The 17,449-nt window shown below is 72.1% G+C and carries 13 protein-coding genes; all 13 read right to left on the bottom strand.

What is annotated here, in order from left to right; translation table 11 throughout:
- Window positions 1-15: 15 nt before the first annotated feature.
- On the bottom strand, window positions 16-1,221 hold the full coding sequence (locus ACWD26_RS31010) for an ABC transporter substrate-binding protein (protein WP_451275266.1): 1,206 nt from the start codon (window positions 1,219-1,221) through the stop codon (window positions 16-18).
- Window positions 1,222-1,349: 128 nt separating this feature from the next.
- Window positions 1,350-2,771, bottom strand: coding sequence for a DUF6177 family protein (locus tag ACWD26_RS31005; protein ID WP_451275265.1), 1,422 nt, complete (start codon window positions 2,769-2,771; stop codon window positions 1,350-1,352).
- Window positions 2,768-6,778 carry a type VII secretion protein EccCa gene (gene eccCa, locus ACWD26_RS31000; RefSeq protein ID WP_451275264.1) on the bottom strand — a complete coding sequence of 1,337 codons (4,011 nt, stop codon included), beginning with the start codon at window positions 6,776-6,778 and terminating at the stop codon, window positions 2,768-2,770. Before eccCa ends, ACWD26_RS31005 begins: the two co-directional genes overlap by 4 nt.
- A gap of 40 nt (window positions 6,779-6,818) precedes the next feature.
- Window positions 6,819-7,961 carry a type VII secretion protein gene (locus ACWD26_RS30995; protein WP_451275263.1) on the bottom strand — a complete coding sequence of 381 codons (1,143 nt, stop codon included), beginning with the start codon at window positions 7,959-7,961 and terminating at the stop codon, window positions 6,819-6,821.
- A gap of 727 nt (window positions 7,962-8,688) precedes the next feature.
- Window positions 8,689-10,077, bottom strand: a complete 1,389-nt coding sequence (gene eccD / locus ACWD26_RS30990; protein ID WP_451275355.1) for a type VII secretion integral membrane protein EccD — start codon at window positions 10,075-10,077, stop codon at window positions 8,689-8,691.
- A 16-nt stretch (window positions 10,078-10,093) separates the two neighbouring features.
- On the bottom strand, window positions 10,094-10,411 hold the full coding sequence (locus ACWD26_RS30985) for a hypothetical protein (RefSeq protein WP_451275262.1): 318 nt from the start codon (window positions 10,409-10,411) through the stop codon (window positions 10,094-10,096).
- 32 nt (window positions 10,412-10,443) lie between these two features.
- Complete coding sequence (locus ACWD26_RS30980) at window positions 10,444-10,755, bottom strand: pore-forming ESAT-6 family protein (RefSeq protein ID WP_390996266.1); 312 nt, start codon at window positions 10,753-10,755, stop codon at window positions 10,444-10,446.
- 23 nt (window positions 10,756-10,778) lie between these two features.
- Window positions 10,779-11,111 carry a hypothetical protein gene (locus ACWD26_RS30975; RefSeq protein WP_390996263.1) on the bottom strand — a complete coding sequence of 111 codons (333 nt, stop codon included), beginning with the start codon at window positions 11,109-11,111 and terminating at the stop codon, window positions 10,779-10,781.
- A 341-nt stretch (window positions 11,112-11,452) separates the two neighbouring features.
- Window positions 11,453-11,842: a D-ribose pyranase gene (rbsD, locus tag ACWD26_RS30970; protein ID WP_451275261.1), complete on the bottom strand. Its 390-nt coding sequence runs from the start codon at window positions 11,840-11,842 to the stop codon at window positions 11,453-11,455.
- On the bottom strand, window positions 11,839-12,738 hold the full coding sequence (locus tag ACWD26_RS30965) for a ribokinase (protein WP_451275260.1): 900 nt from the start codon (window positions 12,736-12,738) through the stop codon (window positions 11,839-11,841). Before ACWD26_RS30965 ends, rbsD begins: the two co-directional genes overlap by 4 nt.
- 42 nt (window positions 12,739-12,780) lie before the next feature.
- Window positions 12,781-14,733 carry an ABC transporter permease/substrate-binding protein gene (locus ACWD26_RS30960; RefSeq protein WP_451275259.1) on the bottom strand — a complete coding sequence of 651 codons (1,953 nt, stop codon included), beginning with the start codon at window positions 14,731-14,733 and terminating at the stop codon, window positions 12,781-12,783.
- Complete coding sequence (locus ACWD26_RS30955; RefSeq protein ID WP_451275258.1) at window positions 14,723-16,285, bottom strand: sugar ABC transporter ATP-binding protein; 1,563 nt, start codon at window positions 16,283-16,285, stop codon at window positions 14,723-14,725. The genes ACWD26_RS30960 and ACWD26_RS30955 overlap by 11 nt, the downstream gene beginning before the upstream one ends.
- The gene (locus tag ACWD26_RS30950) at window positions 16,282-17,298 is read right to left on the bottom strand and encodes a LacI family DNA-binding transcriptional regulator (RefSeq protein WP_451275257.1); all 1,017 of its coding nucleotides are present in this window, start codon (window positions 17,296-17,298) and stop codon (window positions 16,282-16,284) included. Before ACWD26_RS30950 ends, ACWD26_RS30955 begins: the two co-directional genes overlap by 4 nt.
- Window positions 17,299-17,449 lie beyond the last annotated feature (151 nt).

Raw genomic sequence — 17,449 nt, 5'->3', positions numbered from 1 at the left:
CTGCCTGGTTACGGACTACTTGCGCAGTCCGTCGAAGCGCTCCAGCCAGGCGGCGGCGTCGTCCTTCGCGACCGGCTCGTACTTGACGTGGATGATGTTCTCCTCGCCGACCGCGTCGACGACCTCCTGGTAGGTGTGCAGGCCCTCGCCCTTCACGCCCTCGCGGTAGGAGGCCAGACCGCCCTCGGCGACCGCGCGCTGCCCCTCGTCGGAGAGGGCGAAGTCCAGGAAGAGCTTCGAGGTCGCCGGGTGCGGCGCCTCGGCGGCGATACCCAGGCCGCGCGGCAGGACGACCGTGCCGTCCTTCGGGAAGACGATCTTCACCAGGCCCGCGCTGTCCTCGACCACCGGGTAGGCGGGGGAGGCGCTGATCAGGAAGCCGGCCGTGTACTCACCGGCGACGATCTTCTCCAGCTGGGTGCCGGAGGAGGTCTCCGGGCGGGTCAGCGGAAGGATCTTCTCCAGGTCCTTCCACGCCTCCGGGTTGCCCTCGGTGAGCGCCCGCGTGACCGTGAAACCGAACGAGCCCTCCGGGTCGCGGACCGTCACCTTGTTCTTGTACTTGCCCTCGTCCGCCGTCACGATCTTCGCGAAGTCCGTCAGGGTGGTCGGCGGGGTCTCCATCAGCGAGGTGTTGTAGGCGATCGTCATCGGGTCCTGCGACATCGAGTACACGCTCGGCAACAGCTCCGCGCTCTCGCCCAGCTCCTCCAGCTCCGGCGACTTGTACTCCAGGACCGTGTTCTTCCGGGCCGAGAAGTCCGCCCACGCGGTCGCCGCGCTGGAGATCAGCACGTCCGCCGGGGAGGACCCGGCCGCGTTCTCGGAGAGGGTCTTCTGGAACAGCTCGTCGCTGTCCAGCTCGTTGACGGAGACGGTCTTGATGAAGTCGTACTTCTTCTTGAAGTCCCGGACGATCGGCGCCATGTTCTCGTCGCCGAGGTTCGAGTAGACGGTGAGCTCGCCGCCCTCCTTCTTCGCCGCCTCGATCAGGTCGGAGTAGTCGGCCGGGTAGTAGTCCGGCACCTGGCCTGCCGAGATCTTGTTCTCCGCCACCTTCGGCGCGTCCCCGCCACCGCCGCAGGCGGCCAGGGTGGCGAGCGCGAGGGTCGCGGCGAACGCCGCCGCGAGGGGGCGCCGGGCGGGGCGCCGGTACGCGGACGCCGGCCCGCTGACGGGGCCGACGGTGTGTCCGGTGCCGATGTGGCTGGATCTGGCCATGGTTCTCCTCCTGGCGCGTGCCTTCTGGCAGCTGTTGCCGGGAGGTTAGGGACCCAGGTCAGGCCGGTAAATCCTTCACCCGTCAGAGCTCGTACTGCTCGTATTGGTCGTTGTGTACGTGACGCGAGTCACCGCTGCCGAGCAGGCGTTTCTGGCCGGGAATGATCGCTCCTGAGATGCGCCGTGAGCTGCTGCAGCCGCCCCCACGCCTCGGTGTCGGAGCCGTCCCCGAGGGGGTAGTGCAGCGCCGGGCGGGTCGTCGGCCCGAGCCCCACCGGGCGGACCTCGACCGGCGGCCGGCGCGCGTGATCGGCGCCGATCGCGTGCACGTCGTCCGGGCCGAGTGTGAAGGCGTACGGGATCGGCGGGCCCTCCAGCTGGGGCGCCGTCGTCAGGTCGGCGCGGGCCACGCGTACCGAGGTCAGCATGGTCCGCAGGCCGTGCTCCCTGACCAGGGTCTCCGCCAGCGGCTCGACACGGTCCAGGGGCGGCTCCTCACCGGCCGCGTACCCGACCGTCAGGACGATGTCCTCCTCCACGCCCTTCGTCGTCCGCTTCACCCGGACCGTCGCCATGGCCGGCCGCTCCGGGGTGCCGACCACGATCAGCTGTGACGGCTCGGGTGCCCGTTCCCGGGCCAGGTCGGTCAACTGCCGTGGCGACCAGGGGAGGTTGACCGGCTCGGCCGTGCCCCAGCCCGCCGGTGCCGTCCCCGTCAGCGCCTCCCAGGCCGCCTCCAGCGCGCCGCCCAACAGCAGCCGCTCGTCCGGCTGGTGCACCGTACGGAGGGCGACGATCAGCTGCCGGCCCGGCGCCTCCTGCGCCGGGCGCGTGAAGGCGGCGGCCACGGTCCCCGTCCCGTCCTCGGACAGCGCGGGCAAGAACGCCCCGTCCCGCCAGCGCAGCACCGCCCCCGACAGCCCGTCGTAGTACCCGCACTCCGGGTCCTGGACGACCCAGCGGTTCGGCACCCGCGCGAGCGTCGTACGGGCCGCCGTCGTCAGGCGCACCTCGGGCGGCGTGACGATCTGCAGGGAACGCCGGGACACCACCGCCGTACGCATGATCTCCGCGAGCCAGCTGGTCAGGGCCACCACCGGCCGGTCGATGAGGACGACGGCCGCGTGGTCGGTCACCACGTCCACGGCGGGCTGCCCCGACCCCGCCGACGGTACGGCGGACACGTCGACCACCTTCGTGCTCGCCGCCTCCGGGGGCCAGGTGGAGCCGCCCAGCAGCGCGTTGAGCCGCCCGCACACCACGCCCGCGAGCTTCTCCGCCTCCGGCACCGCCGTGGACGCCCGCGCCTCCGTCCACCAGAACGGCGCCTCGGCGGCCTGCCCGAGCAGCCGCTCCGCCTCTCCCGGCACCTGCACCAGCACCGGCGACTCCACGGACACCAGCGGGCGCCCACCGGGACCGTGCAGTTGTACGACCGCGCCGTCGGCCGCCGCCGACAGGTCCAGGTCGGAGCCTCCGGCGTACAGGCTCGCCATGAGCGCCCAGACGTTGGGCATCTTGGGGGTGAGGGCGATGACGTCCTTGGTCACGGGCGGTCGCCCTCCTCGCTGTCGAGCGCGGTCTGGATGAGTTGGTGGGCCCGGCCCCGGCGGACCAGTGTGCCCCGGCCCGGCGGCTGCGCCGAGGCGTACAGGCCCGGGAAGAGCTGGCCCTCGCTCCGCTCACCGGTCATCAGCAGCGCGGCCGTACCGGTCTCGCGGAGGGTCTGGAGCAGCGGCTCGTACATCGCCCGGGAGGCGCCCGCGACCCGGCGGGTGATCACGAAGTGCAGCCCGATGTCCTGCGCCGACGACACATACGGCAGGAAGGGCGACAGCGGCTGCTGGCCCGCGGTGGTGAGGATGTCGTAGTCGTCGACCAGGATCACGATCCGCGGGCCCTTGAACGCGGGCTCGTCGGTCAGCGCGTCCGGGTCGGCCGACTCCGGCATCCGCTTCTCCAGCTCGCTCGCGATGCCCGCCGACAGCCCCGCCGCGAGCTTCGCGTTGTGCGCGTACCCGCCCCGGTACGGCTCCGGGATCACACCCCGCAGCCCGCGCCTCGGGTCGAAGACACCGAAGACCAGCTCCTCGTCCGAGTACCGCTCCACGAGCCGCGCGGCGACCAGCTTCAGCAGGTTCGTCTTGCCGCACTCGTTGTCGCCCAGGACGAGGAGGTGCTGGTCCGAGCCGAAGAGGTCGAGGAGGACGGGGGCGAGGGCGTCCTGGTCGACGCCGATCGGCACCCGCTGGGGCTCCGCGACCAGCGACGGCAGCTGTGCCACCGGCAGCCGGGTCGGCAACACCCTTACCGGAGCCGCCAGTTGACCGTGCCACGTGGAGCGGATCGTACGGGCCGCGTCCTCCAGGGCGGGACCGAGGTCGTCCGTCGAGGGACGGCCGTCCAGGCGGGGGAGGGCCGCCTGCGCGAACAGCTTGCCGTCGGTCAGGACGCGCCCCGGAGTGTCGGGCGACAGCGTCTCGGAGAGCTTGCGGTCGACGCTCGAATCGCTCGGGTCGTTGAGCCGCAGCTCCACCCGCGTCCCGAACATCGACTGCGTGGCGATCCGCACGTCGTTCCAGCGCAGCATGGAGCCGACGACATGGATGCCGTAGCCGCCACCCCGCTTGAGCAGATCCACCACCGTGTCGTCCAGCTCGGCGAACTCGTCGCGCAGCGCCCCGAACCCGTCGATGAGCAGCACGATGTCCGTCGACCCGAGCTCGCGCAGCCTGCCCTGCCCGCGCAGGCGCCGCAGCTGGTCCACCGAGTCGATCCCGTGCTCGCGGAACAGCTCCTCACGCTCGATCAGCATCGTCCGCACCTCGGCGACCGTCCGCGCGGCCCGCTCCCGGTCGGCCCGCCCGGCGATCCCGCCGACGTGCGGCAGCCCGGAGAGGGCGGAGAGGCCGCCACCGACCAGGTCGAGCCCGTAGATGGCGACTTCGGCGGGCGTGTGGGTCGTGGCGAGCGAGAGCGCGAGCGTCCGCAGGAGGGTCGTCTTGCCCGACTGCGGGCCGCCGATCACCGCCGCGTGGCCGCCCGCGACCGTCAGATCGAGCACCCAGTGCCCCTGCCACTGCTTCGCCGGATCGTCCAGCACCCCGAGCGGCATCCGCAACGGTCCCTCGCCGCCGGCCAGTCGAAGCCCGCGCTCGTCCACCTGCACGGGCCCGGCCGCCGCGTCCAGCGTGATCGCGTCCGGCAGCGGCGGTAGCCAGATCCGGCGCACCGGCCGTGCGGCGGAAGCGAGTTGGTCCACCATCACCGACATCACGGTCGGCCCGGTCTCCCGCTTGGTCGCCTTGGGCTCTTCGGCGACCTCGTTCGTGGCGGATGCGCTGGCGAGCGTGTTGTACGTCGGATATGGCCAGGCCAGCGGCGTGTCGTCCTCCTGCGCGACCAGCGCCGGACCCCGGTACGCCCCCGACACGTACCCCGCCTTGAACCGTTCGTACGTCGACGTGTCCACCTTCAGATAGCCGAAGCCCGGCAGCGGCGGGAGATGGAAGGCGTCGGTGGTGTCGAGCACCGTCCGCGACTCGTCGGCGGAGAACGTACGCAGCCCCAGCCGGTACGAGAGATAGGTGTCCAGCCCCTTGAGCTTGCCGCCCTCGATGCGCTGGCTGGACAGCAGCAGATGCACGCCGATGGAACGGCCGATGCGCCCGATGGACAGGAACAGGTCGATGAAGTCCGGCTTGGCGGTCAGGAGTTCACCGAACTCGTCGATCACCACGAAGAGGTGCGGGAGCGGTTCGAGGTCCGGGCGGCGGGTCGAGCGCAGGGCGGCGTAGTGCCCGATGTCGGCCACGTTCCCCGCGTCCTTCAGCACCTGCTGCCGCCGCTTGACCTCACCCGCGAGACTGGAGTGCACACGCTCCACGAGGCCGGCCTGGTTCTCCAGGTTGGTGATCACGCCGGCCACGTGCGGGAGTTCGGTGAACGGGGCGAAGGTCGCGCCGCCCTTGTAGTCGACGAGGACGAGCGCCAGGTCCTCGGGGGAGTGGGTGGCGGCGAGCGCCAGCACCAGGGTGCGCAGCAGCTCGCTCTTGCCGGAGCCGGTCGCGCCGACGCACAGCCCGTGCGGGCCCATGCCCAGCTCCGAGGACTCCTTGAGGTCGAGCAGCACCGGCTCGTGACGGTTCGTCACACCGATGGGCACGCGCAGGAACTCACGCTCACCGCGCGGCGCCCAGAGGTCGGCCAGGTTCAGCAGGGCCGGGTCGTCGATGCCGAGGAGGCCGGGGAAGTCGACCGGGCCGGTGACCGGGGTGCCCTCGGCGGCCGACTCGGCGGACAGCCTGAGCGGCGCGAGCAGCCGGGCGAGTCCTTCGGCACCGGCGGCGGTGACGTCGTCGGAGGTGCCGTGGGCGACCCCACCCGTGGTGCTCCCCTCCGCCTGCGGCTCCCGGAGGTCCTCCACGGCGACCTGGTCGCCCCGCACGGTGATCCGCACCGACACCTGATCGGGCTCGTGCACCTGCTCCTGAAGCAGATGCAGCACGGTGACACCCATGTCCGCGAGCCCCACCGCCGTGTCCGGCCGGGGCAGTTCGGCGGCCGTCTCCCCGTACTCGTCGCTCACGACCAGCATGCGGGACGCCAGCTTGAGCGCCTTGCGGTCGGCGAGCCCCCGGCGCACCTCCGCCGCGTACGAGGCACGCCGGCCCAGCTCGTGCCGGAAGTGCCGGGCCAGCTGCGGCAGGCTCGGCGCGATACGGCGGGCCGCCACCGGGCCGTCGTGCTCCTGCGAGTCCAGCACATGCGGCAGCCACTTGGCCCACTCCCAGTCGCCCAGCCGCTCGCCCGGCACCCCGAGCGCCACGGCCACGTCGTCCGGCGCGTGCGAGACGGCGACCTGCACGAGGAGCGCGCGGGCCACCCGCAGGACGCCCTCGCGGTCGCCGACCACGCTGACGTTGCCCGCACGGTCCAACGGCACCGTGATCGGGCAGTCGTTCGCCACCGAGTAGCGGGCCAGCAGCGCCCGCGCCTCGTTCAGCATGAACGGGTCCGGCGGGGTCAGGACCCCGCCCTGGTTCTGCCCGATGGCCAGGTTCGCCACGGGCACGTCACCGGTGCCGACCCGCACCCGCAGGAAGTCCACGTCCTGCCGTCGCCGCTCCCAGAGCCGGGCGGGGTCGCGCACGAGGTCGTACAGCGCCTCCGGGGGCGGATTCAGCACCCGCGCCAGCTGCCGCCGCCCGCGCTCGTCGGTCCCGAACTCCTCGCGCAGCTCCTCCAGATACTCCAGATACCGCTCCCGCTGCGTACGCCGGGTGCGCTGGGCCTTGCCGCGCTGGGAGAGGAAGAGGGCGACCGCGCCGAGTAGCGCGAAGACCAGCACGATCGCGCCGAGCGCCGCGAACTGGCTGTTCCGGATCACGGTCATCATCACGACCGAGCCCATGACACCCGCCATCGGCAGCAACGCCGTCGCCGCCGTCCCCGCCTTGCCCTCCGGGAGGTTCGGCGGCGGCTCGATCGTCCGGGCACCGGCGGGCCCGAGCGGCCGGGTGCTCCGCGCGGGCCGGTGGATCAACTGCTGGGTCACGGACGGACCCCTTCTCGTCTCGCTCGCGTGGCTGCCGTGGTCATCGCATCCTCACCGCGCGGGTCATCGCCTCCGCCGCCAGCGTGATCGCCGCGTCGCGGGTCTCCTGGCCCAGCAGGGCGGCGCGGATGGGGCCGCCCTGGGCGAGGTGACGGTCGTAGGGGACGGGGACGACATGGACGCCGGACTCCTTGAGATGGGCGACGGCCGTCTTGCGGTCCAGCGTGACGTCGGGGGAGTTGGCGGTCAGCGCGACGACGGTCGAGGCGAGCGCGGAGTGCGGCAACTGGCCGAGCCAGTCCAGCACCTGACGCGTGCCGTTGACGCCCTCGGCGGTCATCGGCGCGACGACCACACGCGCGTGGGCCGTGTCCATCGCCGTACGGGCCACCTCACCCGGGAGCGTCTCGCAGTCCACGACGGTCACCGCGAAGTAGCGCCGCAGCGCGAGGGTGACCGTGCGGTACGTACGGATGTCCAGCGGGGCCCCGACGCGGCCCTGGCTCGCGGGCAGCAGCCAGCCGCCGTCCGACACGGGCACCAGGTAGCCGGTGACGTCGGTGAGCTGCATCGCGGGGTTGAGGATCCCCGCGAGATCGGCCGCCGCCCAGCGCACCGAATCGGCCCCCATCCGCACCGGCAGCGTGCCGAGCGCCGCGTCCGCCTCCAGCGTGAGCACCGGGTCGTGCCGGTAGTGGTTGAACGTCCGCCCCAGCAGCGCGGCCACCGTCGACTTCCCGACCCCGCCCCGGATCGACGTCACGGCGATCACCCGCCCCGTCGTCACCGGCTGCTGCAGCTCCCGCGCGATCCGCGTCTCCTCCGCCACGTCCTGCGCGGCGGAGGAGGTCAGCTTCCGAAGGGACCGTCCCGTACGCCGAGCCACCGAGTCGCCGTGCTGAGGCCGCCCCAGCGCATGCGCGAGCCGCGGGTCGATGGTGGGGACCGAGTCGGGCGTACGCAGGGGTGCCTGGGGCGCACGGGAACCGCGGTGGGCCGGGGCGGCCGGGGAGGTACGCGGGTCCGGGGAAGCCGCGGGGTCCGCAGGGGCCGGGGAAGTTCCGCCGGCCGTGCGGGGATCGTCGCCGGGCCGCCCCGGCTCAGCGGGAACACCCGGGGGCTGCGCGGCGGCCCGGGGGTGCTCCACACGGGGGTGGGCGGCGGGCACGACGGGCGTGGGCATCACCGGTGACGGCATGACGGGCTGCGCGGGCGGTGGCGACGCGACGGGCTGCGCGGGCTGCTGCGCGCCGGGCACCGGCTGAACGGGCCTCGGCTGGCCCTGCCCCGGCTGTGGCGACGGCGGCTGAGAGGGCTCTGGTTGTACCGGCCACGGCTGAACGGGCTCCGGCTGAACGGGCAGCGGCTGCACGGGAACCGGCTGAACGGATGCCGACTGATCCGGCCTCGGCTGATCCGGCATCGGCTGAACCGACGCCGACTGCACCGACGTCGGCTGACCTGGCACCGGCTGAACCGACGCCGACTGCACCGACGTCGGCTGACCTGGCACCGGCTGATCCGGCACCGACCGCACAGGCACCGGACGCACAGGCCGCTCACTCCCCGCCGCCTCGGCAGCCTCAGTCCCCGCCGTCCCCGTACGCCCCGCCGTCTCCGCCGTCCCCGTACGCCCCGCCGTCCCCGGCGTCTCGGACGGCACCGACCGCACCAGCCTCAGCGTCGGCTCCGCCCGGCGGGCCGGCGCTCCGGGCGTCTCCGCCGCACCTGACGCCGAAGCCGGGTCAGCCACCCACCCCGCACCGGAACCACTGCCTCCACCGGCGGCGAAATCCTCGCCCTCCCGCGCACCGGCCCCCGAGTGCGGTGTCGCCCGGGTCTCCTGCCCCAGCTCGCGCAGCACATCCCGCTGCCAGTCCCCTGCCTGCGCCATGTGCGGCCCCCAGCTCCTAAGCGAAGGTGTCGAGCAGTCGTCCGTACACGCCGAACACGCCGATGAGCAGCGGGATCAGGGTGATGACGCCGATGGACTCGAGCGTGTCGCCGAAGCGCCGGAGCCGGACGCGTACATGTTCGGCGGGCTGGACGGCGAGCACCAGCAGCGGCAGTACGGCCAGCAGCACGAGCACGGCGACCGGGCCGGCGGCCTCGCCGGAGTGGTCCAGCCAGACCGAGACCAGCCGCACGGCGAGCACGGCGGCCGCCCCGAGCAGCACCACGACCTCGGCGACGAGCGGGAACGCCCGCGCGCGCAGGGCGAGGACGACCATGGTGAGGACGGCCAGCAGGACCGTCCACTTGGTGGGTGCGCGCAGGGCGAACCCCCCGGCCACGGCCGCCGAGACGGCCATGGTGACCGTGGCGAGGACCAGCCCCCGGTGCGTGGCGGTGAGCGCCGCCGACACCTGCAGACGGCTCACCGAGGCCCCGCCGGAGCGCCGGTCGTCCAGCCCGGAGAGCCCCGACGCCATCAGCGCGAGCCGGGGCAGCAGCCCGAGCACGATCACGGAGACCACCGCGAGGACGGCCCCCACCTCGGACTGGTCCGTCACCGACAACGACAGCGTCCCCGACACGAACGCGGCGACCCCCAGCCAGCACACCACGGCCCCGGCCAGCGCCCCCGCCCCGACCAGCCCACCGCGCCCGAGCGGGGTGAACAGCCCGAGCAGGACGAGGGTGACGATCCCGGCGCCCGCCATGGCGGCGACCTGCGGCGTTCCGGACCAGTCCTGTGCTTGGGCCAACGTCGACATGCCGAGCAGGCCCAGCGCACCGGCCGTCGCGATCAGGGTCGCCGCGAGCCCTCGCTTCCCGGCCCGCCCCAGCAGCGCACCCGCGAGCGCGGCCACCAGAGCGACGACGAGCAGTGCGCCCGCGACGGCTCCGGGCTCGTACGCGGTCCGCGCGAACGTCCCGGCGGCCAGGGCCCAGCCGACCGTGGCGGCCCCGGCGGTGACCCGGCGTGTGGCCGGCCGCCAGCGCCAGCCGCGGGCGTCGAGATCCTCGGCCGCCTCGTCCGTGACGTCGTGGACGACGGGCGCCGACGGCGCGTCCTCGGCCCGGACGAGCCGCAGTACGGCACCGTCCGGGACGCAGGCCGACTCCAGCGTGCTGTCGTGCGCCAGCGCGGAACCGTCCGCGGTGACGAGATGCCGCAACTCGGGCCGCCCGCCGACCTGGTCGTCGAGCAGCCGCATGACCTCCGGCAGCAGCAGTCCGACCGGCTCCCGCGATGGCAGCACGAGGTCCACACGCCGCCGCTCACCCACCAGTGTGACCCGGCTGAGCGCCGTCCGCGCACCGCCCGTGGCCTGTCCCAACGTCCCCGTAGACATCACGCGTTCGAACCTATCACCGGGTAGAAGTGCTGGTCGGGGCTGTGGAAACCGCTGTGGACGCCGTCGGCGAAGCGGCCGGGGACGGAGTGACCGAGGGTTGCACGGAACTTCCGTACGGGCTCTTGCCGATGATGCGGTTCGACACGAAGGACCACCCCACACACCCCGCGCACAGCACCGCCGCGATGACGATTCCGGCGAACACCTTGCCGATCCGTTCGTCCACCGAGCGCCGCTGCCGCTGTGCTCCGAACAGCAGGGCGTCCCGCAGCCGTCGGCGCCGCACCGACACCGACTCCAGCAACTGGCTGTCGTAATCCTGCGCTGCCACCGCTACGGGACCCCCCTGTCACTACGTCCGTGTCAGCCGATCTGGTCGACCGCCGCGCGGGCCTTCGCCAGCGTGGACTGGGCGGTGCCGTCGTTCTGTTCGAGCGTGGTGCGCACCAGGCGGATGATCTCGCGGACCTCGCCCGCGGCCTTCTTCCAGCGCTCTTCCTTGCCGTGGTAGTCGTCGGAGACGCCGTCGGCCTGGAAGTCGGTCATCGCGGCCTTGACCGCGGCGTCGCGGTCACTGAGCACCCGCTCCAACTGCCCGACGATCGTGCCGAGCGCGGTCTGCACCTCGCCCGAGGCGCCGGTGTCGTACGAACGGCGGTCCTGGTTCTGAGCCATGGTGACTTCCCCCTCGTTCCTGGTTATCGGGCGCCGAAGCGGGCCGCGTCGAAGTTGGCCAGGCCCATGTTCTGGTTGGCGTTGTCCTGGGACTCCACGTCACCGGTGCCGAACGCGTTGTCCATGCCCGACTGACCGCCCAGGATCGCGGCGAGCGAGCCGTTCAGATCGGCGGTGATTTCGTCCGCGCGGTTCTTGAACGAGTCGAACGCGGCCTTGCCCGCGCCGTTGAACTTGCCCTCCAGCGGTTCCGCCGCGCTGATCAGCAGCTGGATCAGCGTCCCAAGGTCGTCACTCGATCCGACCGTGCTCTTGCCGAGCTCCGCCAGGGTCGTCGACCCCATGTCGAACTTCACGTCGTGTCCACCCCCGTGTGTCTGGGTCACCTACGTCCCGACCATGCTCTCCCACAACGCGTTGCACCCGCAACGCGCTTGCCCGCAAGGTGACATCATCGGGACATAATTCGAACACCCCTGTGGCGAGGCCACCCATGCCCGACCTTGGCATACCAAAAAATTCTCAAAACGCCGTGCAACCCTCTCCGCACGCCGCGGGTCGTACTGGGCATCGGGACTTCTCGGAGGGGGATCTGGGGGGATCGCGGGGGTTCTGATACGGAGGGGAAAGCCGAGGGGCCCGGTCCACTGGACCGGGCCCCTCGAAATGTCTCACCAGCTCCGGCAGACGAGCCGGCTCAGAAGAACACCCCGCACCGCAACAGCACATTCGCGTACGGCCGCGCCTCCCCGGTCCGCACGACCAGCCGCGCCCCCGCCGACAGCTCCTTCAGCCTCTCGTGGGAGACCAGCTCCAGCCCGGGGAAGCGGTCCTCCAGCAGAGCCGTCGCCTCCGGATTCGCCTCGCGCACCTCGTACGCGGCGGTCGCGCCCTCGACCACGAGCTCGTCGAGCAGCCCGTCCACCACCTCCGCGAACGACGGCACCCCGGCCCGGAAGGCGAGGTCGACCACGCGCGGCCCCTCCGGCACCGGCATCCCCGCATCGCACACCAGCACCCCGTGCCCGTGCCCCAACTCGGCGACGGCACCCGCCAGATGGCGGTTGAGTATCCCGGCCCGCTTCACAGCGCCTCGACCTCCTCGGCGGTCGGGAACGACACCTGCGCCCCGGCCTTGGTCACGGCGGCGGCCCCGACCCGGGCCGCGTACGCGGCGGCCTCGGCCGGCTCCGCGCCCGTGCCCAGCTTCCACGCCAGCGCCGCGGTGAACGCGTCCCCGGCACCCGTCGTGTCCACGGCATCCACCTTCACCGCCGCCACCCGCGCACTCCCCTCGGCGGTCGCGACCAGCGCGCCCTCCGCGCCCAGTGTGACGACCACCGAGCGCGGCCCGAGCGCCAGCAGCGCCCGCGCCCAGTCCTCCGGCGAACCCGCCAGCTCACCTCCGACGATGACCTGCGCCTCGTGCTCGTTGACGATCAGCGGATCACAGGCGGCCAGCACCTCCGCCGGCAACTCCCTCGGCGGCGAAGGGTTGAGCACGAAGCGGACGCCCTCCGGCAGCCGCCGTACGACCTCCACCACCGTCTCCAACGGGATCTCCAACTGCGCCGAGACCACCCGCGAGGCCCGCAGCAGCGCGTCCGCCGCCCGCACGTCCTCGGGGGTCAGCTTCCCGTTGGCGCCGGGCGACACGACGATGCTGTTGTCGCCGGACGGGTCCACCGTGATCAGCGCGACCCCGGTGGGCGCCCCGCCGACCAGCACACCCGCCGTGTCGACCCCGGCCGCCCGCTGCGAGTCAAGCAGCAGCCGCCCGTTGCCGTCGTCGCCGACCCGCGCCAGCAGTGCCGTACGCGCCCCGAGCCGGGCCGCCGCCACGGCCTGGTTGGCGCCCTTGCCGCCCGGGTGGACGGCCAGGTCGGAGCCGAGCACCGTCTCGCCGGCGCCCGGCCGCCGCTCCACACCGATCACCAGGTCGGCGTTGGCCGATCCCACGACCAGAAGGTCGTAGTCGTACATGAATTCTCCCTGTGGCAGGTAGCGGATGAAGCGGAGCTGCCGTCAGCCGCTGAACTCGGCCACGTTCTCCGACGTGACCACCTTGACCGGCACCATCACCGACTTCTCGACCTTCTCGCCCTTGGCGGCCTCGACCGCGTTGCGCACCGCGATCCTGCCGAGTTCGGCCGGCTGCTGCGCCACCGACGCGTACAGCGTGCCCGCCTCGACGGCCTTCAGCCCGTCGGCCGTGCCGTCGAAGCCGATGACCTGGACGGACTTGCCGGCCTTGGAGCCGAGCGCCTTGATCGCACCGAGGGCCATCTCGTCGTTCTCGGCGAAGACACCGTCGACGTCGGGGTGGGCCTGGAGGAGGTTCGTCATCACGTCGAGACCCTTGGTGCGGTCCCAGTCGGCGGGCTGCTTGGCGAGGACCTTGATGCCGGGGTAGGCCTTCAGCCCCTCGGCGAAGCCGGCGCCGCGCTCCCGGCTCGCGGACGTACCCGCCTGGCCCTGGAGGATGACGATCTCGCCCTTGCCGCCCAGCTTCTCGGCGAGCGACTTGGCGGCGAGCTCGCCGCCGCTGACGTTGTCGGAGGCGACGAGCGCGGCCGTGTTCGCGCCGTTGACCGCGCGGTCGACGGCCACCAGCGGGATGTCCGCCTTGTTCACGGCCTTCGCCGCCGGGGTCACCGCGTCGGAGTCGACCGGGTTGACGATGATCGTGCCGAGGCCCTCGCTGGTGAAGTTCTGCAGCTGGTTGGCCTGCTGCGAGGCGTCGTTCTGCGCGTCGGTGACGGACAGGTCCACGCCCAGCTTCTTCGCCTCGTCCTGCGCACCGGCGCGGATCTGCACGAAGAAGGGGTTGTTGAGCGTCGACAGCGACAGCCCGATCTTCTGGCTCTTCGCCGCCGACGACCCGCTGTGCAGGAAGGAGGTCGCGCCCACGACGGCCGTCGCGACCACCGCGGCCAGTACATACGTCACCGCCTGCTTCTTCCGGTCCCCGGAGCCACCGGCACCGGCCGGGACCGGAGTCGCCCCCGCCTTCCGCCGCACGGTGTCGAGCAGCACGGCCAGCGCGATCACCACACCGATGACGACCTGCTGCCAGAACGCGGACACCGAAAGGAGGTTGAGCCCGTTGCGCAGCACCGCCAGGATCAGCGCGCCGATCAGCGTCCCCGACGCCTTGCCCGTGCCGCCGGCCAGCGAGGCGCCGCCGATGACGACCGCCGCGATCGCGTCCAGCTCGTAGCCCTGCGCCGCCTGCGGCTGCGCGGAGGAGAGCCGGGAGGCCAGCACGATGCCCGCGGCGGCGGCGAACAGACCGGACAGCGCGTAGATCGCGAGCTTCTGCCGCTTCACCCGGAGCCCGGAGAGCCGGGCCGCCTCCTCGTTGCCGCCGATCGCGTACATGGCACGCCCGATGTACGTCCGGCCCAGGATCACCGCCGTGATCAGTCCCATGACGATCATCAGCAGGACCGGCACCGGCAGCCAGCCGCCCAGGTTGTCACCGAGGTGGGACACCGACTCGGGGAACGCGATCGGGCTGCCCTGCGAGATCACCAGCGACAGACCGCGCCCCACCGACAGCATCGCGAGCGTCGCGATGAACGGCGGCAGCTTCCCGTACGAGACGAGGAAGCCGTTGACGAGACCGCACGCGATACCGGTGACGATCGCGAGGATCACGGCTATCCAGACCGGTACGCCCTCCGAAGTGGCGCTCCAGGCGAGGACGGTGGCCGACAGGGCCGCCACCGAACCGACCGACAGGTCGATGCCCGCCGAGACGATCACGAAGGTCACACCGAACGCGAGGATCGCGGTGACGGCGGCCTGGACACCGATGTTGAGCAGGTTGTCGGCCGTCAGGAAGTCGCCGGACAGCACCGACATCGCGATGACGAGGGCGATGAGCGCGGTCAGCGCGCCGTTGTCGAGCAGGAGCCGGCGCAGCCCCGAGGCGCCACCCGCGCCCGTCGTGCTCTTGAGCGTGTCAGCGGCCACCGGGGGCCTCCTTCTCAGTGGTCTCAGTGGTCTCAGTCGTGAGGTTGGTGGAGTTGGTGGGGTTGGAGACGGCGAGCGCCATCACGGCGTCCTGGGTGGCCTCGGCGGCGGGCAGCTCACCCGCGATCCGCCCCTGGGCCATGACCAGCACCCGGTCGCTCATACCGAGCACCTCGGGCAGGTCACTGGAGATCATCAGAACGGCGGCACCGGCGGCCGTCAGCTCGTTGATCAGCTCGTAGATCTCGACCTTCGCGCCGACGTCGATGCCCCGCGTCGGCTCGTCGAGGATCAGCACCTTGGTGTCCGCGAGCAGCCACTTGCCGATGACGACCTTCTGCTGGTTGCCGCCGGAGAGGGTGCGGACGTGCTGGTGCAGCCCCGCCATCCGGACCCCGAGCTGCTCGGCGACCCGGGCCGCGTTCTCCCGCTGCCCCTTGAGATCGACGAACCCGCCCTTGGTGGCGCCCCGCAGGGTCACCAGCCCCAGGTTCTCCTCGACGGACGCGTCCAGCAGCAGCCCCTGGCCCTTGCGGTCCTCGGGCACGAGCCCGATCCCGGCGGTCATGGCGGCGTTGACGTCGTCCTTGGGAACAGCGGAACCCCCCACCCTCACGGCCCCCTTGTCGTAGGGATCGGCGCCGAACACGGCCCGCACGACCTCCGTACGACCGGCCCCCACGAGCCCCGCGATACCGACGACCTCACCGGCCCGCACCTCGAAGCTCACGTCGTGGAAGACGCCGTCCCGCGTGAGCCCCTCGACGACGAGCAACGCCTCCCCGGCGCCGGAGTCGCCCTGCTGCCGCGGGTACTGCTGCTCGATGGACCGCCCGACCATGAGCCGTACGAGCTCGTCCTGGGGTGTGGAGGCGGGCACCTGCCCGACGCTCTTCCCGTCGCGGATGACGGTCACCCGGTCCCCCAGAGCGGCGATCTCCTCCAGGTGATGGGTGATGAAGACGACGCCCACCCCGTCCTCGCGCAGCCGGCGCACGATCGCGAAGAGCTTCTCGACCTCCTCGGTGGTCAGCACGGCGGTCGGCTCGTCCATGATCAGCACACGTGCGTTGAGACTCAGAGCCTTGGCGATCTCGACCATCTGAAGCCGCGCGATGCCGAGTTCACGCACACGCGCGCGGGGTGAGACCCGCACCCCCACCCTCTCCAGCAACTCGGCGGCCTCGGCCTCCATCCGCTTCCGGTCGATCATCCCGAAGCGGCGCGGCTGACGCCCGAGGAAGATGTTCTCGGCGACCGTCAGATCCGGTACGAGATTGAACTCCTGGTAGATGGTGGCGATCCCGAGCCGCTCGGAGTCCTGCGCGCCATGGATGCGCACCTCCTCGCCACCGGCCAGGATCCGCCCCGCGTCGGGGGTGTACGCGCCGGAGAGCATCTTGATGAGCGTGCTCTTGCCCGCGCCGTTCTCACCGAGCAGGACATGCACCTCACCCCGGCGCAGATCGAAGTCGACGCCGTCCAGCGCGACCACACCGGGGAAGGATTTCCGTATGCCTTCAATGCGCAGCAACTCGTCCGGGTCGCTCACGACGCGCTCCTGTTCTGTGCGTGTTCCTCGCCGCACGAGAGACGTACGACGAGACGTGCGGGGAGGGTGACGGACTGCGGAGGCCGCCCCTCGATGCGGTCGACGAGCGCGCGTACGGCGGCCCGCCCCAGCTCGCCCGTCGGCTGGGCCACCGCCGTGATCGGCGGATCGGTGTGCACGAACCACGGGATGTCGTCGAAGGCGGCCAGCCCGACGTCCTCCGGAACGCGCATCCCCCGCGCGCGGACGGCGTCCAGCGCCCCGAGCGCCATCAGGTTGTCGGCCGCGAACACGACCTCGGGCGGCTCGGGCAGGTCGAGGAACCCCTCAGTCACCCGCCGCCCGCTCTCGGCCTGGAAGTCGCCCTGCCCTATGTACGCGTCCGGCAGCGGCAGCCCCAGCTCGGCCAGGGCCTCCCGGAAGGCCTCGACCCGCTCCCGCCCGGTCGTGGTGGCCGCCGGCCCCGCGATGATGGCGAGCCGCCGATGCCCGAGCCCGTGCAGATGGGCCACGAGATCCCTGACGGCCCCCCGCCCGTCCGCCCGCACCACCGGCACGTCGACCCCCGGAATCCACCGGTCCACGAACACCATCGGCGTCCCGGCCCGAGCAGCGTCCAGCATCAGCGGCGATCCGCCGTCGGTCGGCGACACGAGCAGCCCGTCGATCCGCCGGTCGAGCAGATTCCGTACGTGGTGATCCTGAAGCTCGGGCCGCTCGTCGGCGTTCCCGATGATCACGCTGTACCCGAGCGCCCGCGCCTCTTCCTCGACGGACCGCGCCAGCTCGGTGAAGTACGGATTCATGACATCGCTGATGACGAGCCCGAGGGTGTGGGTCTGGTCCGTACGCAGCGACCGGGCGACGGCGTTCGGCCGGTAGTCCAGCGTCTCGACGGCGGCCAGCACCCGCGCCCGCGCCTCCGCGCTGACCGACGGATGGTCGTTGAGCACCCGGGACACGGTGGCGACGGACACCCCCGCCTCGGCCGCGACGTCCTTGATGCTCGCCATCGCCGCCCACCTCCTTGTGGAATCGATTACATCGACGTGCATGGAGGATTGGAATCGATTACAGGGGGCGGAGGCAAGAGGCCGACGGTGGCCGAAATTCAATCGTGACCGAGTGGCCGAGTGGCCGGTCCCGGACGTGCCGAGCGGGGTG

The sequence above is a fragment of the Streptomyces sp. NPDC002787 genome (assembly GCF_053592095.1).
The sequence above is the reverse complement of the archived record's forward strand: the minus strand, read 5'-3'. Positions and strand labels throughout refer to the sequence as shown.

What these genes read in the sequence shown, in the direction of transcription:
- ACWD26_RS31010 (WP_451275266.1), bottom strand. Translation starts at nt 1,221, where the DNA reads ATGGCCAGATCCAGCCACATCGGCACCGGACACACCGTCGGCCCCGTC.
- ACWD26_RS30995 (WP_451275263.1), bottom strand. Translation starts at nt 7,961, where the DNA reads ATGCCCACGCCCGTCGTGCCCGCCGCCCACCCCCGTGTGGAGCACCCC.
- eccD (WP_451275355.1), bottom strand. Translation starts at nt 10,077, where the DNA reads ATGTCTACGGGGACGTTGGGACAGGCCACGGGCGGTGCGCGGACGGCG.
- ACWD26_RS30980 (WP_390996266.1), bottom strand. Translation starts at nt 10,755, where the DNA reads ATGGCTCAGAACCAGGACCGCCGTTCGTACGACACCGGCGCCTCGGGC.
- ACWD26_RS30965 (WP_451275260.1), bottom strand. Translation starts at nt 12,738, where the DNA reads ATGTACGACTACGACCTTCTGGTCGTGGGATCGGCCAACGCCGACCTG.
- ACWD26_RS30950 (WP_451275257.1), bottom strand. Translation starts at nt 17,298, where the DNA reads ATGGCGAGCATCAAGGACGTCGCGGCCGAGGCGGGGGTGTCCGTCGCC.